Origin of the sequence: Bacillus pinisoli (genome assembly GCF_023036475.1) — a bacterium.
Taxonomy (GTDB): Bacteria; Bacillota; Bacilli; order Bacillales; family SA4; genus Bacillus_BS; species Bacillus_BS pinisoli.
The window spans coordinates 15,482-29,730 of record NZ_JAJQKI010000009.1; the positions used below are offsets into that span (position 1 = coordinate 15,482).

Sequence of the window (14,249 nt, forward strand, 5' to 3'; positions counted from 1 at the left end):
AATGCCTATAGTCCGTTTCGACATCGTGACAATACAATAATTATATAACAAATTCGTAACGTATAAGTGATTCCATTTATTAGAAAAGTTTATTAGAAAGGATTGAATACGACAATGACGCAAGAACACAATAAACATAAACTTTCAAGCTCTGCTCAGGAGCCCTTTAAACATGTCATGAAATCAATGGATGACTTCTTTAGTGCCAGGCCACTAAGAGGGGTGATGGATTCTATTGATGACTTTTTTCACCGTTCGTTTGTTTCCACTTTCCCCGTCGATCTTTATGAAACGAAGGATGAACTCGTGATTACAGCCGAAATTCCAGGTGTCAAAAAAGAACAAATTTTCTTAGACATTGTAGGTAGTACATTACGAATCTCAGTAGAACACGAAGAAGAAGTAGAAGAGAAAAACGCGGTTCAAGGTTATTATCGAAGAGAACGCAACTACCAACGCTCCGAACGTAACGTCCAGCTCCCATACCCAATCTCCGAAAAACAAGTGAAAGCTACCTATCAAAACGGCATCCTAAAAATTAGAGCACCTAAAGGACAAAAAAGAAAAAGTCGGATTCAAATTGACGAGTAAAAAAGGTTCGCAATTAACCATTGCGAACCTTCTTCTTATCTTGGTGCCGGTACCTTTTTAAACATGAACGCTAATAGGACCACACATCCCATATAGCCAAATAACGGATACAGATATTTCACTAGAGAATCAAATCCGATTAAACTAATAAAATAACAGACGAGTAGAACCGAGATAATGATCGCATTCTTAGGCGTCTCACTTGCTGAAAGCTTTCTTGCAATTCCATAAACGTTTCCAATCAGGGTTGTATAGATTTCTCCATAAATTACAAGGATAAATAACAGATGAATGACCGTTCCAATTACTTTGATGACTTCTGCCATCGGAATGCTGTATGCGGTTACGTTTGGTATGGTAATTAAGGCAAAATGGCTGGTGATTAGGATAAACGTTAAGCCGAGTCCTCCTAAAAATCCTCCCCACTTAATAATCCGTTCATTTGCACTATCTCTTCCTAACGGTACAAGAACGGCTTGACCTAATACTAGGTTATAAGAAGCATAGGCAAGTGAACTTAATAGTATTTTGCCAATATTAGAGCTATCACCATAATGGATCGTCGAATCCGGAAAAGCTGTAATGACAATGATACTAAACAATAGCATTAACGGGACAATAATAGAGTTCACAAACAAAAGCCCTCTCATCCCTCGAATAACAGCAAAATAGCATAGGATTAAAGTCAGTAAGATGCCTAGCTGAGCTGATAGACCCAGCTGTTCACGAAAGACGGCTCCTGTTCCCGACAACATGACGGATGTAACACCAAATAACATGAATAATAATATACTGTTAATGATTCTCCCAGTTTTTTCACCGAATAAATACTCATTCACTTCTTGATAAGAATTTGCATCGATTCGCTTGGCAATGAGCATTGATTTCATACCAATCCATATAAACAAATATCCACTTATTAAAATACCAATGATTCCAATCATGCCATATTGCGAGAAAAACTGTACAACCTCTTTACCTGTCGCAAATCCTGCGCCGACGATGGTTCCGATATATGTTGCTGCAACCTGTAATATAGCTTTTACATCTCTCACATTTTCACCTTCTCAAAAAGTTATTTGTTACACTATATGTTTAAAAGTTGGTGAAAAGACGAGCTTTTTTGGTATGATGGATAAGGCATAGTTGTATTCAAATAAAATTAGCTATTGTCATTTGTTTTGTACACTATGAATCGCATATACTAATACTAGTGAAAATTTGTAGTCATAGATGCATTCTTTTAAAAAGTGAGGTCTTACATAGTGAATATAGAGAATCCTAAATCACTTATTGTTATTTTTGGTGCGACCGGAGATTTAGCGAACCGTAAGCTATTCCCGTCTTTATATCGTTTATACATAGGTGGAAAATTATCTGAACAATTTGGAGTAGTTGGCGTGGCAAGAAGAGCCAAATCAAATGAAGAATTTCGTCAGGACGTTAAAGAGGCATTATTAGAAGCTGGTATGCCACCTGAAAACGATGACAAGATCAACCAGTTCTGCACCCACTTCTACTATCATCCTTTTGATGTAGCGAGCAGCAATTCTTATCTTCAGTTAAAAGATTTGTTAGAGACATTAGATCGCGATTACAAGACAGCAGGCAATCGCATTTTCTATTTAGCAATGGCCCCAGAGTTTTTCGGCATGATTGCATCTAACTTAAAGTCTGAAGGTTTAACAAATACTTCCGGATGGAAGCGCCTTGTCATTGAGAAGCCATTCGGCCGCGACCTCCCTTCTGCTGAACAACTAAACGAAGAAATCAGAAGTGCCTTTTCTGAAGATGAAATTTATCGTATTGACCATTACCTAGGTAAAGAAATGGTTCAAAATATTGAAGTCATCCGATTTGCCAATGCTCTATTTGAGCCACTTTGGAATAATCGCTATATCTCAAACATTCAAGTCACTTCAAGCGAAACGTTAGGGGTAGGCGACCGTGCCGGCTATTACGAGAAATCCGGCGCTCTTAGAGATATGGTGCAAAACCATATGCTCCAAATGGTTGCATTACTTGCAATGGAGCCACCGAGTCGCCTAAACACAGAGGAAATTCGTAGCGAAAAGGTAAAGGTGTTCCGTTCCTTACGACATATCCCTGTTAGTAAAGTAGATGATTATTTTGTAAGAGGACAATACAAAGCAGGCAAACTGGGTGAAAAAGAAGTCACTGGCTACCGCGAAGAATCACAGACAGACCCTGAGTCTAATACAGAAACATATGTAGCAGGGAAACTGTTTATTGATAATTTCCGCTGGGCAGGCGTTCCATTTTATATCCGTACCGGAAAAAGAATGGCCGCAAAATCTACAAAGATTGTCATTGAGTTTAAGAATTTACCGATGAACTTGTATTTCCCAGCTGGTGAAGAACAACAGCCAAACCTTTTAGTGATTCATATCCAACCCGAAGAAGGGATTACGTTACATATAAACGCTAAAAAATCAGGGCCAACTGGTGAAACCACACCGATTAAAATGGAATTTAGCAACAAGAGTACTGCAGGGATTAATACACCAGAAGCTTATGAGCGTCTCATTTATGATTGCCTCCGCGGAGATGCAACGAACTTTACCCACTGGGATGAAGTGGCGCTATCCTGGAAGTTTATTGATCCTATCTCACAAGCATGGGCAGCCACGAAAGCGACTTATTTCCCGAATTATGATGCAGGGACAATGGGACCAGATCAAGCGGACATGCTGTTAGAAAAAGAAGGCTTCCATTGGTGGTCATTCAATAACTAAACCTACCCATTTGGGTAGGTTTTTTCGTGTGATATCAGGAAAAACGTCTTGGATATCATGAATTTTTTTGGGGATATCAGGAATTTTCTTCTTTTATCATGAAAAACCCTTTCAATATCAGCAAAACCAAGCCATATATCAGGAATTTGCAAAAATACCTCAACAAAAAACCTCGCTTCCGCTCTGGAAACGAGGTTTTAACCTTATATTTACTCCATCCAATTTGTATGGAAAGTACCTTCTTTATCAACACGTTGGTACGTGTGAGCTCCGAAGTAGTCACGTTGCGCTTGTAACAGATTAGCCGGTAATGTTTCTGTACGATAGCTATCATAGTACGCAATTGCACTGGATAAGCATGGTACCGGAATTCCATTCATCACAGCGACAGAAACGATTTCACGCATTGCCGACTGGTAATTTTCTAAGATCTCTTTGAAGTAAGGATCTAGTAATAAGTTTGCAAGCTTCGGATCTTGGTCATACGCTTCCTTAATTTTTTGAAGGAATTGCGCACGAATGATACATCCACCACGGAAGATCATCGCAATTTCACCGTAATTTAAATTCCAGTTATACTCTTCAGAAGCAGCTCTCATTTGAGCGAAACCTTGAGCATAAGAGACAATTTTACTTGCATATAGCGCTTTTCGAACAGACTCAATAAATTCTTTCTTATCACCTGCAAACTCTTTCTTCTCAGGTCCCTTAAGGATTTTACTCGCCTTCACACGCTCATCCTTCAACGCTGAAATGAAACGAGCAAATACAGATTCCGTAATGATCGGTAGTGGCACACCTAAATCAAGAGCACTTTGGCTTGTCCATTTACCCGTACCTTTTTGCCCAGCTTTATCAAGGATCACATCAACCATTGGCTTCCCTGTTTCTTCATCAACCTTTGTAAAGATATCAGCGGTAATTTCAATTAGGTAACTATCTAACTCACCTTTATTCCACTCAGCAAAAATTTCATGCAGCTCTTGAGCCGAAACGCCAGCAACATGCTTTAATAAAAAGTATGCTTCACTTATTAATTGCATGTCTCCATACTCAATACCGTTATGAACCATTTTCACATAATGCCCTGCTCCATCTGGACCAATATATGTACAACAAGGATCTCCGTCTACTTTTGCTGAAATATCCTTTAAAATAGATTCTACTAACTCATACGCATCTCTTTGCCCACCAGGCATAATCGAAGGTCCAAGAAGCGCTCCTTCTTCCCCACCTGATACACCAGTTCCTACAAAGCGGATGCCTTTTTCAGCAAGCTCTTTATTTCTGCGCATTGTGTCAGGGAAATAAGCATTTCCTCCATCGATGATGATATCTCCCTCTGAAAGTAAAGGAAGTAATCCTTCAATGGTTGCATCTGTCGCCTTACCAGCTTGCACCATGATTAATATTTTACGAGGTACTTCTAGCGATTCTACAAATTCTTCTAGTGAATAAGTAGGTGTCAGTTGCTTCCCTTCGTTCTCCTGCATCATTTGGTCTGTCTTCTCACGAGAACGATTATATACAGAAACCGAATAACCTCTACTTTCAATATTAAGGGCCAAATTTTTACCCATAACAGCTAGTCCGATTACACCAATTTGTTGTTTTGCCATTACTTCACGAACGTCCTTTCCCTTGCCTGAAACATTTATAGGCTATGTATGATTAAATCTTCTTCCTTATTATATACGTAAATAGTAAAAAATAAAAAATTACTGCTATAAAAATATTATACACATGCACATCTAAGGCTCTTTTCTAAAACTTCGTTGCTTTTGAAGCTAATAGTTCTAAAAACCTACTCTTTTTTGTACGTAAAACCGGAGTGATCATTGTTAGAAAAGAGCAACTCTCTCTTTTTTAAGCACTGTACACTGCACTACCGAGTAAAATTCGGCTTGGAATCTTTACGAATGCAACAATCTTTACAGAATAAGCCTAATCTAAAAATCTTTTGCGCAACTCCGGTGTCGGCACCATACATTGCTCTCTTTTTCCAAACCACTTGTATCTATTCTTAGCAATTATATTATAGAAAAAATCTCTCAATCGTTTAGGAATGATATAAAATACGTTAAATATCGAAAATCTTCCACCTAACGTCTGGCATATTGCTAAAGCTGCATTAGATCTGAAATACACTTTATTCGATTTTTGAAAAATCATCGTCTCAAACATTTCAGGATGCAAATGGTGATTATGTAAAAGCTGTTGTCCAGTTTTTGACTGTAGGGAGGCAAACATGAGTTTTTTCTCAACGTCATGTTTAACAAGAAATTGAACTGCTCCGTTACAAAGATTACATTCTCCATCAAAGAACACAATCGACTTTTCCATACCTCTACCCCCTTTTACATCTTTAGCTAATCAAAAAACAAACTGATTGTCTAGCATTAGATTTTTAAACCAGAAATTCGTTCTTTATATATTACAGTTGTTTATTTTACTAGAATAACTTATTTTCCTTTTATTTCATATTAACTTACAATGAAAATACATAACATATAAGGGGGAGTTAGAATTGGATAAATTTTCACTAAATTTAGAAAAATATGCAGAGATAACAGTTAAGATAGGGTTGAACATACAAGAAGGACAACGCTTATTAATAGCCGCACCCATTGTATCAGCAGCTTTTGTAAGAGAAGTAACGAAGTCCGCATACCGTGCCGGTGCCAAGGATGTACATATCGAATGGAACGACGAACAAATCTCAAAAATCAAATTAGAACAGGCACCAGAAGAATCATTAAAGGAATTTCCAGCTTGGAAAGCGAAAGGGTACGAAGAAATGGCGAAAGATGGATGCGCTTATCTATCCATCGTTGCATCCAATCCGGACTTATTAGCAGGCATTGACCCAGATCGCATCGCCATTGTAAATAAAACGAACGCACAGCATCTGATGGGGTTCAGAAAGATGACTCAATCCAGCCAGATTAGCTGGTGTGTGGTTTCTACCCCAACAAAGGAATGGGCGGCGAAGGTATTTCCAACACTCCCGACAGAGGAACAAGAAGCAGCATTATGGGAGGCAATTTTCAACTGCACAAGAGCATCACTTGAAGACCCTGTTAGTGCATGGGAAGAACACAGCAACAACCTTCGCAGCAAAGTTGACTTTTTGAATGATAAAAAATATAAACAACTTCATTTCCGAGCACCTGGAACTGACCTTACTATTGAACTCCCAAATAAACATATCTGGGTAGGCGGCGGAGCAAAAAATGCGAACGGCGTAAATTTTGTGCCAAACATGCCGACGGAAGAAGTATTTACAACTCCTAAGAGAGATGGCGTTAACGGAGTTGTCAGCAGTACAAAACCACTAATATACGGCGGAAATATCATTGATCAGTTCAGCCTGACATTTGAAAACGGAAAAATTGTTAACTTTCATGCAGAGGTTGGAGGAGAAACACTCCACCGACTAATTGATACAGATGAAGGTTCACGCTACCTTGGAGAGGTCGCCTTAGTACCACATTCATCTCCAATCTCTCAATCTAACATATTATTTTACAATACTTTATTTGATGAAAATGCATCCAATCACTTAGCAATCGGATCTGCTTATCCAATCTGTATAGAGAACGGAACGAAGATGAGTAATGAGGAACTAAAGGAAGAAGGCTCGAATTCAAGTTTGACGCATGTTGACTTTATGGTTGGTTCTAATGAAATGGATATCGATGCAGTAAAAGAGGATGGAACCGTTGAACCATTGTTCCGAAATGGGGACTGGGTTATATAATAGAGGAAGTAAAAAAAACACGATGCAAAATAAAATTAGCTTCGTGTTTTTTCTATTTGTATGGAAAAGAGCTTTTGTAAGGAAGATTTATTTTCTAATATATCAGCCAGTGTATAAGATTTTAGTACATTCAGATAAGCATGCACCGCTTCATCCAAAGCTTTTTTTAACTTACAAGCCGGACTGATCACGCATCCCTTATTAGAAGGATCAAAGCATTCTGCCATATAAAAGTCATCCTCGGTCTTTTGGATAACCTCACCTATATTAATTTCTTCTGGTTTAAGGGCAAGTTTTACTCCACCGTTTCTCCCTCGGACTGTCTCAATATAGCCAAACCTGCCTAAATCATAAATCACTTTCATTAAGTGATTTTTAGAGATTTGATAGATTTCTGCAATCTCTTTTATGTTAACTAGACGCCCCTCATCCAATGTACCTAAATAGATTAGGACTCGTAACGAATAGTCTGTATAACTAGTAAGCTTCAACACGATTCTCCTCTTTCTACTTGCTGCAACTATCATAACATAAGCAATTACTTCGTTACTCTAAATATATGTAAATTGAAACATAATTGTAAAACTTTTGTTTAATTTTTGAATCTAGTTGACTAGTGAAACGAATTTTTGGGGATGATAGATTGTATATTACTTTTTTAAAACCGCGCTAGAGAGTCTGAAAAACCTTGCCAAATCTAGCTTTATCACTATCCTACTAAAGCATTTTCAACCTATTTCGACTTGACTCTACATTATAAATATTATATCTTGAGAAAGGTTATAAAGATGAGGGGAGTAATATGATGCCGACTATTGTTATCTATAGTAGTACGGGATGCCCGTATTGTGAAAAAATAAAAACTGAATTAAAGGAATGGGGCTTTACTTACGAGGAGCGTAATGTAACAGACAACCCGAAGTACTTTGATGATCTTCATGAGCAAGGAATGTTTTCTACCCCAGTCGTGTTTATTGATGGTGAAGCGTTTATTGGCTACCGTCCTAAAAAGATGAAGAAGGCACTTGGTGTAACTGTAGAGGCACTTCAAACTGCTGGGACAAGCAATACCGCTGCCGTAATTTTTGAAGAACCAACACAAGATGTATTTAATGAAGTGTATGATTTTGTCGCGATTGGTGGAGGTCCTGCTGGAACGTCTGCAGCAGTGTATGCATCACGTGCAAGATTAAAGACTTTAATTATTGATAAATCTCCTTCTTCTGGCACACTAGCCATTACACATAAAATTGCTAATTATCCAGGTGTTCCTGGTGAAGTAACAGGTCAAGAACTGCTTGAAAAGATGCATGTTCAAGCAAAAGACTTTGGCACGAAGATGATTCGCTCCAATGTGTTAAGTGTTGACTTTTCGGATGAAGAAATAAAGAAGTTAGTTTTACCTGAAGGAACGATTCAAGCAAAGAGCGTGTTTATTGCGGTTGGCGCTAAAGCTCCTGGCAGTAAAATTAAAGGTGAAGAAGAATTTACAGGTCGTGGAGTAAGCTATTGCTCTACATGTGACGCTGCTTTCTTTGAAAACCGTGCAGTAGCAGTTGTCGGTGATACTGATGAAGCTGTACACGAAGCACTTGCCCTTTCGAAATTTGCAAGAGAAGTGCTAATGCTTGTTCCTACAAATAAGTTAAAAGGTGAAGCTAACCTTGATGAACTAAAAGCAAAAGACAATGTAACCATCTACTTCAACCATCGTTTAAAAGAGATTAACGGTGACAAGAAGGTTCAGACGTTATTAATTCGTGACGCTGAGAAAAATGAAGTTACTTGGGAAATCGACGGTGTATTCTTATACCTAGCTGGATTAAAACCAGGAACGGATTTCTTAGGTGATGCTGTGAAGCGAGATACTGAAGGCTATGTTGAAGTTGATGAAACGTTAAAAACAAGCGTAGACGGTGTATATGCTGGTGGCGACGCTAGAAGAACACCAATTAAACAAGCCGTTATTTCCGCGGCAGATGGATGTATCGCTGCGTTAAGTGCCGATCAACACGTGAATAAACGCAAGCAAATGAGACCACAATACAGTTAATTTCTAAGAGAGTCTCTTGGCTCTCTTAGCTAATTATATATTACATACTATTTTACACAGAGGAGGATGAACGATGCCAAAAGGAGCAACAGTTACAAAAACGCTCAAAGTTGGTGATAAAGCACCTGACTTTACACTTAAAGCACATGGCAACCGTGAAGTAAGTCTATCAGACTTTCTAGGTAAGAAAAACGTATTCATCGCATTTTATCCTTTAGATTGGACCCCTGTCTGAGGCGCGCAAATGCCTTCTTACGAGGATGACCTCGAAGAGTTTGAAGGCTTAAATACCCAAGTTTTGGGTATTAGTGTAGACAGTGTACCAAGCCATGAAGCATGGCAAAAATCTTTAGGTGGCATTACCTACCCGCTATTAGCTGACTTCTACCCACAAGGTGCAGTTACTGATGCATACGGTGTGCGCCATGAAAAAGGAATGTCAGAGCGTGCGTTAGTGATCATTGATAAAGAAGGAATTGTTCGCTTTATCGATGTACACCCAATTGACAAGCTACCTGAAAATGAAGAAATTCTTGGTGAGCTTGCAAAGCTTGAGAATAGATAAGGTAAGATAAGCTAAGCTTTATTGCTTTAAAGGAGTGGGGGCCAGGCCCCCACTCCTTTACTGTGTTAAAGAGGATTTCCTCTGGATAGGGGCTTGAATTGGGGTAGTTTTGGGTTTCGTGAAATTATTGATTAAAATTGTAAAATAGTGAGATTTTTCGTGGAATAACCACTAAAAAGTTGGAATAAATGATATTTTCGTGGAATGAACCAGACTTTTCGTGGAATTCACAATTCTTAGCGATTAACTTATACTTGGAGGCAAAGGAAAATACCCCACAATAGAAGGAGTGAGATTTTGATCGTTAAAAAACGTTCAAAACCTATTAGATTGTTAACGAACGAAGCGTTATTAAGGAGAATTCCTCCCGATTTTCCAACCAGAAGTGAGATTGAAGCAGATTTTAAGAAGAGAAAAGCTGGCTATAGAGGTGAACAAGCATTAGACTATCATCTAAGTATGTTAGATGATCGGAACTATATCATTCTACAGGACTTGCGCCTCCCCATTTACAATACCTTTTTTCAGATTGATACTCTCATCCTAACCCCACATTATGCATTAGTCATTGAAGTGAAGAATATGGCAGGTACCCTTCTGTTTGATACTAAATTCAATCAATTAATTAGGATCTATCGTGATAAACAAGAGGGCTTCACTGACCCTATTACTCAAGTGAAACTTCAGGCTCAACATCTTGCCAAATTCCTTGAACCGTTCCACTATACATTACCAATCAAGACTCTAGTCGTTATTAGTAATCCTTCTACAATTATTAAAGCGGAAGATGAAGAAGCCGCTAGAACCATCCAGAATCAAGTCATCCATGCCTATCGTCTGCCAACTCATATTCAGGAACTCCCCACTCCCTCTTCAAAGCCTCACCTTGATTCAAAAGCCCTTAAAAAACTTGTAAAGTTATTCGCGAAGTTTCATTCGACTCCTCATTTTGACATGAAAGAAGCTTACCAGGTTCATCCAAGTGATATTAAAGATGGAGTTCAATGCCCCAATTGTCATCATATCCCGATGAAACGTGTATCTACTAAATGGAGTTGCCCTATGTGTATGGAAACTACCAAAACGGCTCATATACAAGCAATCTTTGATTATTTTCTATTATGCTCACCTTATATTACAACTCGAGCAGCAGCGAACTTTCTTCAAGTCACTTCAGTTCACCTCGCCTATCGTCTACTTTCCAATATGAATTTAAAATTTAAAGGAAAAACGAAAGCGAGATTGTATCATTCACCTTTTCTTGATTAACTTGATGTTGCGATGGATTTTTATAGCCATTTTGTGTAAAAATGATGATATAGTGAAGAAAATGGAACGGAGGATCCACCTTGAACGAGTTAAAAAGTGTTTGTGTGTTTTGCGGGTCTAGCACGGGGGCGCATCCCGAGTATATAGAACAGGCTAAGAAGCTTGGCGCATTACTAGCTGAGCAGGGAATTGAATTAATCTACGGCGGCGGCAATGTAGGGGTCATGGGAGAAATCTCAAGAACGGTCATGGCACATGGAGGTAAGGTTACAGGCGTCATTCCAAAGCTGATTCATGAACGAGTCGATCATGTTGAACTGACAAACCTACATATCGTTGAAAATATGCATGAGCGTAAAGCCAAGATGTACGAGTTATCTGACGGTTTTATTGCACTACCAGGGGGAATTGGCACATTAGAAGAGCTTGCAGAAGTCATGACTTGGTACCAAATTGGATACCATGCTAAACCGATTGCTCTCTTTAACATTAATCAATTTTACGGAAAATTTATGGACTTACTTGAGCATATGGTGAGCGAAGGTTTCTTAAAAGAAGACTACCTAACAAGTGTGATTGTTGAAGAAAATCCTGAAAAACTAGTAAATCTGATGAACGAGTTCGAAAGTACTACCAGCGATAAATGGGGATGAAACTCTCCATATAGCTTCACCCTATAAAGCAACCTCAAAAAGGACCAATTCAATATCGAATTGGTCCTTCTACACTTTTATTTTCTATTAAACCCTTTGTTTTCAACAAAGTCTTTCATATACATTCTTCTAGGAGTTTTTAAGGAATTAGCCATTTGTGAAGTCCATGTATCGGTTCGTTTGCCACCTGTTCGTTCTTTATAATAAGCTGAGATCGTCTCGTTATATTCTTCAAGTTGTTTCTTATAAAGGCCTTGGTCTTGTTGATACTCATCTTCGTGATAAATATGCTCAAACGGCAGTCTCGTTTTCTTTCCAGAGTCTGCGGCAGGATAGCCAACTGATAATCCGAATAGTGGAATAACTCGATTAGGCGTTTTGAGAAGCTCTGTCACTTCTTGGAGCTGATTACGAAGGCCTCCTATATAACAAATCCCTAATCCCATCGACTCTGCTGCAACTGCTGCGTTTTGAGCAGCAAGAGCCGCATCAATGACAGCTACCATAAATTTCTCCGTACTTTCTAGTGATTCCTGAACTTCAATACCTTCCATTTCACCAGCTACATCATGTCGATGTAAATCCGCACAAAAAATGAAAAAATGACCGTTTTCTTCTACATAGGATTGGTTCCCCGCTAAGGCTGCCAATTGCTTCTTTTTCTCAGGATCCTTTACCCCAATAATGCTATATGCCTGAACATAGCTTGATGTAGATGCAGCTTGCGCACATTCTACAATTGTTTTAATTTGTTCAGCCGACAATGCACGATCTTCAAAATTCCGTATTGATCTATGATTCAAAAGTGTTTCAATTACCGTGTTCATAAATACCCCTTTCCATCACAAGTTGTATTTTCGTTCCAATTTTATCTTAAGGGAAAAACGATGTTCACTTCAAATAAAGTGCTTACAATATTTTAGATGATGTTTATACCCCCTGAATAAGGGGTATAACGTAATCGTCCTAATATTCCATGATAAAGCTAAATTTGTAGTTAATACTAACATTAAAGGAGGAATTAGATGAAGGACGTTTCTAAGGTTTACTACATATCACTTGTTATTGCACTCATTTTCGTCATCTGGGGTGTCGTTTCACCAGAGCGACTTGGTGAAATAATGGATGTGACAAAAGCATACTTTTTAACTCAATTCGGTTGGTTCTATCAACTTGCCGCTACTTTTTTCTTCGTGTTTGCCTTGTTTTTAATTTTTAGTAAGTACGGATCCATTAAGTTGGGAAAAGATGAGGATAAACCTGAATTTTCACGTGCAACATGGTTTGCGATGTTATTTAGTGCAGGGATGGGGATCGGGTTATTATTCTTTGGTGTGTCAGAACCTATTTCACACTTTGTCAGTCCCCCACTAGGAGAGGGAGGTACACCTGAAGCAGCTCGATTGGCGTTACGATATACGTACCTGCATTGGGGATTCCATGCCTGGGCTATTTACGCAACAATTGCACTTGCACTTGCTTATTATAAGTTCAGAAAAGGGTTACCTGGTCTAATGAGTGCGACACTCTATCCTATTTTAGGTGAACGTGTAAAAGGTCCGATTGGTACTGTTATTGATACGATCGCTGTATTTGCTACTATTTTTGGTGTTGCCGCTTCACTTGGTCTAGGGGCTCAGCAAATTAATGGTGGACTAAGTTATGTATTCGGGCTACCAAATACTTTTGGTACCCAGCTAATCATTATATCCATTGTGACGGTGCTATTCATCCTGTCCGCGTCAACAGGTATACAAAAAGGAATCAAATACTTAAGTAATGCCAATATGGGTCTTGCTATCATAATTTTTGCACTAGTACTCTTTTTAGGACCAACGGTTTTTGTCCTAAATTTATTTGTCACCACTCTCGGAGAATATGTACAAAACCTGCCTAGTATGGGACTACGATTGGCTCCATTTAACCAAGAGAGAGCTGCTTGGGTACAAGGTTGGACCATCTTCTATTGGGCATGGTGGATTGCTTGGGCTCCATTTGTTGGGACTTTCATTGCTCGTGTTTCCAAAGGTAGAACGGTTCGTGAATTCGTATTAGCTGTTACGATTATTCCGTCTCTTGTTTGTGCGATCTGGTTCGCGGTGTTCGGTGGGACGGCGATTAATTTTGATTATAATTTAGGTTCTAATATTGCTGGACAATCACTAGAAACTGCACTGTTTTACATGTATGAACAGTTGCCATTAACGAATGTACTCATTATCACAACCTTAATTTTAATATCTACCTTCTTTATCACATCAGCAGACTCAGCAACCTTCGTCTTAGGGATGCAAACAACCTACGGTAGTTTAAATCCTAATAATGTGGTGAAAATTACATGGGGACTCGTTTTAGCACTTTCAGCCGTTGTCCTAATGGCATCAGGCGGCTTAGGCGCCATGCAGACAGCTATTATCGTGAGTGCCTTCCCGTTAACTTTCATCTTAATCCTAATGTGTTTTGCTATGCTGAAGGACTTTAGCAAAGAACGAAAGCTTAAGAAGAAAACCCCTTAATGGGGTTTTTCGTTTCTACATAGGGTCTTTTCGTATAAATTACGCTAAAAAGCAACAAAGTTTTAGAAAAGAACCTTTACATACCA

General features: G+C 38.8%; 13 protein-coding genes. 8 read left to right on the forward strand and 5 right to left on the reverse strand.

Going from position 1 to position 14,249, the window contains the following annotated elements:
• The first annotated feature begins 114 nt into the window (after positions 1-114).
• Positions 115-591, forward strand: coding sequence for an Hsp20/alpha crystallin family protein (locus tag LT143_RS13750; protein ID WP_246943795.1), 477 nt, complete (start codon positions 115-117; stop codon positions 589-591).
• Positions 592-626: 35 nt separating this feature from the next.
• On the opposite strand, the gene LT143_RS13755 is transcribed toward LT143_RS13750, so the two are convergent.
• Positions 627-1,646 carry a YkvI family membrane protein gene (locus LT143_RS13755; protein ID WP_246943796.1) on the reverse strand — a complete coding sequence of 340 codons (1,020 nt, stop codon included), beginning with the start codon at positions 1,644-1,646 and terminating at the stop codon, positions 627-629.
• 210 nt (positions 1,647-1,856) lie between these two features.
• On the opposite strand from LT143_RS13755, the gene zwf reads away from it, so the two are divergent.
• Positions 1,857-3,347, forward strand: coding sequence for a glucose-6-phosphate dehydrogenase (gene zwf / locus LT143_RS13760; protein WP_246943797.1), 1,491 nt, complete (start codon positions 1,857-1,859; stop codon positions 3,345-3,347).
• A gap of 209 nt (positions 3,348-3,556) precedes the next feature.
• On the opposite strand, the gene gndA is transcribed toward zwf, so the two are convergent.
• Positions 3,557-4,966: an NADP-dependent phosphogluconate dehydrogenase gene (gene gndA / locus LT143_RS13765; RefSeq protein ID WP_246943798.1), complete on the reverse strand. Its 1,410-nt coding sequence runs from the start codon at positions 4,964-4,966 to the stop codon at positions 3,557-3,559.
• 325 nt (positions 4,967-5,291) lie between these two features.
• The gene (locus LT143_RS13770) at positions 5,292-5,690 is read right to left on the reverse strand and encodes a thiol-disulfide oxidoreductase DCC family protein (RefSeq protein ID WP_246943799.1); all 399 of its coding nucleotides are present in this window, start codon (positions 5,688-5,690) and stop codon (positions 5,292-5,294) included.
• A 184-nt stretch (positions 5,691-5,874) separates the two neighbouring features.
• Between LT143_RS13770 and LT143_RS13775 the strand changes: the two genes are divergently transcribed.
• On the forward strand, positions 5,875-7,107 hold the full coding sequence (locus LT143_RS13775; protein WP_246943800.1) for an aminopeptidase: 1,233 nt from the start codon (positions 5,875-5,877) through the stop codon (positions 7,105-7,107).
• Positions 7,108-7,142: 35 nt separating this feature from the next.
• Here LT143_RS13775 and LT143_RS13780 read toward each other — a convergent pair whose 3' ends face one another.
• Positions 7,143-7,598 (reverse strand): Rrf2 family transcriptional regulator, encoded by a 456-nt coding sequence (locus LT143_RS13780; protein WP_246943801.1) that lies wholly within the window; start codon positions 7,596-7,598, stop codon positions 7,143-7,145.
• Between the two features lie 314 nt (positions 7,599-7,912).
• Here LT143_RS13780 and LT143_RS13785 point away from each other — a divergent pair, with 314 nt between their 5' ends.
• The 4 genes from LT143_RS13785 (at position 7,913) to LT143_RS13800 (ending at position 11,647) form a co-directional block, all read left to right on the forward strand.
• Complete coding sequence (locus LT143_RS13785) at positions 7,913-9,160, forward strand: FAD-dependent oxidoreductase (protein WP_246943802.1); 1,248 nt, start codon at positions 7,913-7,915, stop codon at positions 9,158-9,160.
• 73 nt (positions 9,161-9,233) lie between these two features.
• On the forward strand, positions 9,234-9,725 hold the full coding sequence (locus LT143_RS13790) for a peroxiredoxin (protein ID WP_246943803.1): 492 nt from the start codon (positions 9,234-9,236) through the stop codon (positions 9,723-9,725).
• Between the two features lie 297 nt (positions 9,726-10,022).
• The gene (locus LT143_RS13795; protein ID WP_246943804.1) at positions 10,023-10,994 is read left to right on the forward strand and encodes a nuclease-related domain-containing protein; all 972 of its coding nucleotides are present in this window, start codon (positions 10,023-10,025) and stop codon (positions 10,992-10,994) included.
• Between the two features lie 80 nt (positions 10,995-11,074).
• Positions 11,075-11,647, forward strand: a complete 573-nt coding sequence (locus LT143_RS13800) for an LOG family protein (protein ID WP_246943805.1) — start codon at positions 11,075-11,077, stop codon at positions 11,645-11,647.
• 77 nt (positions 11,648-11,724) lie between these two features.
• Here the strand turns inward: LT143_RS13800 and nfsA are convergent, their stop codons facing one another.
• Positions 11,725-12,474: an oxygen-insensitive NADPH nitroreductase gene (gene nfsA / locus LT143_RS13805; RefSeq protein WP_246943806.1), complete on the reverse strand. Its 750-nt coding sequence runs from the start codon at positions 12,472-12,474 to the stop codon at positions 11,725-11,727.
• Positions 12,475-12,672: 198 nt separating this feature from the next.
• On the opposite strand from nfsA, the gene LT143_RS13810 reads away from it, so the two are divergent.
• Positions 12,673-14,163, forward strand: a complete 1,491-nt coding sequence (locus tag LT143_RS13810; protein WP_246943807.1) for a glycine betaine uptake BCCT transporter — start codon at positions 12,673-12,675, stop codon at positions 14,161-14,163.
• The last annotated feature ends 86 nt before the right edge of the window (positions 14,164-14,249 follow it).